This is a genomic window from Flavobacterium sp. (genome assembly GCF_040382755.1).
Lineage (GTDB): Bacteria > Bacteroidota > Bacteroidia > Flavobacteriales > Flavobacteriaceae > Flavobacterium.
Genome location: NZ_JBEIET010000245.1, coordinates 1 through 1,639, shown reverse-complemented (window position 1 = coordinate 1,639; position 1,639 = coordinate 1). Strand labels below are relative to the sequence as shown.

At 29.3% G+C, this 1,639-nt stretch carries 4 protein-coding genes; all 4 read right to left on the bottom strand.

What is annotated here, in order from left to right:
• A partial coding sequence (locus ABWO04_RS11755) for an NADH-quinone oxidoreductase subunit J family protein (RefSeq protein ID WP_353079874.1) occupies positions 1-290 on the bottom strand: 290 nt, incomplete at its 3' end.
• A gap of 2 nt (positions 291-292) precedes the next feature.
• Positions 293-838 carry a NuoI/complex I 23 kDa subunit family protein gene (locus tag ABWO04_RS11750; protein WP_353079873.1) on the bottom strand — a complete coding sequence of 182 codons (546 nt, stop codon included), beginning with the start codon at positions 836-838 and terminating at the stop codon, positions 293-295.
• The gene (locus ABWO04_RS11745; RefSeq protein ID WP_353079872.1) at positions 838-1,353 is read right to left on the bottom strand and encodes an ORF6N domain-containing protein; all 516 of its coding nucleotides are present in this window, start codon (positions 1,351-1,353) and stop codon (positions 838-840) included. Before ABWO04_RS11745 ends, ABWO04_RS11750 begins: the two co-directional genes overlap by 1 nt.
• A gap of 124 nt (positions 1,354-1,477) precedes the next feature.
• Positions 1,478-1,639: NADH-quinone oxidoreductase subunit H (locus ABWO04_RS11740; protein ID WP_353079875.1), on the bottom strand; the 162-nt coding region annotated here is incomplete at its 5' end.

Here is a 1,639-nt window from a genome sequence, read left to right as displayed (position 1 = left end):
GCTGAAAAAACGGCTGCAAGTTTTGCAAAAAGTGGTTTAGATGTTTCGTCTTCTTTGTCTAAATTCATAAGCATTAAGGTAAATAACAACAATACCATAATAGCTCCTGCATATACTATAATATGAACGATAGCCAAAAATTGAGCATTAAAAAGTAAGTAATGTCCTGCTAATGAAAAAAAGCATATTACTAAATAAATAGCACTATGAATTGCATTTTTGCTGAAAACAGTTAAAAATGCAGTTCCTAATGTTATGGCTGATAATATATAAAAAACAATTTCTATCATAATTAATTTACGGTATTAGTTTGCGTGTTTTTAATTGCCAAATCTAACGGCATCACAAGTTTATCTTTTCCGTAGATAAAATCTTCTCTTTCATAACCAGAATTTACAATTTTCTTAGATTTTGTTAAGTAAATGGCTTCTTTAGGACACGCTTCTTCACATAAACCACAGAAAATACAACGCAACATATTTATTTCATAAATTTCCGCGTATTTTTCTTCTCTGTACAAATGTTTTTCATCTGCTTTTCTTTCTGCAGCTTTCATCGTAATGGCTTCTGCAGGGCAAGATAAGGCACATAATCCGCAAGCGGTACATCTTTCTTTTCCTTCTTCGTCACGCATTAGCATATGTTGTAAACGAGCAACTGGACTCATTTCGCGAACTTCTTCAGGATATTTTATGGTTACTTTTCTTCTAAACAAATGTTTAAGAGTAGTCCATAATCCTTTCAGAATTGTCCAAACGTAAATTCGTTCTAAGAATGTCATTTCCTTATTGGAAACTTCCATTTTTCTTCCTGATAATGATATTTGTTGTATTGACATTATTTATAACCTATTTTTTTTCTTGGTTCTGTATTTTCTTGTTTTTCCATTAATTCGTCTAAATAATTGAAGACCAATTCAATGTTTTTATCGTGATTGTTTAATTTTTTTCTTATTTCTTCAATTTCATTTCTTAAACTTAAATTTTGAATAAGGTACTCTCTCATTTCTATAAACACTTCAATGATTTTAATGCTCATTTGAGTGGCTCTTTCGCTTTTCAAAACATTCGATAATTGTAAAATCCCATGTTCTGTAAATACATAAGGTAGTTTTCTAGTTCCACCCCAACTTGATGTCGCAAATTGCGACTTCAAGATTTCATATTCATTTTCATTCAACTGAAACATAAAGTGTTCAGGGAATTTCAAACTATTTCTTCTTACTTGTTCATTTATTCTTTTTGTTTCTACATCAAATAATCCAGCTAAATCTTTATCTAACATTACTTTTTGATTTCTAATAAAATAAATCTTATCAGAAATAACTTCATTCGGAATAATTGAATTTTCCATACTTTTTGGCTTTTATTATTTATTTTGGCTTGTATTTTTATGCTTTTACTTGAAGTGCTAAATTAGCTTTTCAAGTTTTTTAAATGGTATCGCATTTTGCGTTACCTTACTATCTTATTATATTTTAGTTTCCAAATAAAACCATTACAATTCCTGTAATAATAATATTAATAACCGCTAATGGTATTAATATTTTCCAACCCAAATGCATCAATTGGTCGTATCTGAAACGTGGAATTGTCCATCTTACCCACATATAGAAAAAGATGAAGAAACATATTTTTGC

Coding starts and splice junctions, on each gene's coding strand:
- ABWO04_RS11745 (WP_353079872.1), bottom strand. CDS start 1,353: ATGGAAAATTCAATTATTCCGAATGAAGTTATTTCTGATAAGATTTAT.
- ABWO04_RS11750 (WP_353079873.1), bottom strand. CDS start 838: ATGTCAATACAACAAATATCATTATCAGGAAGAAAAATGGAAGTTTCC.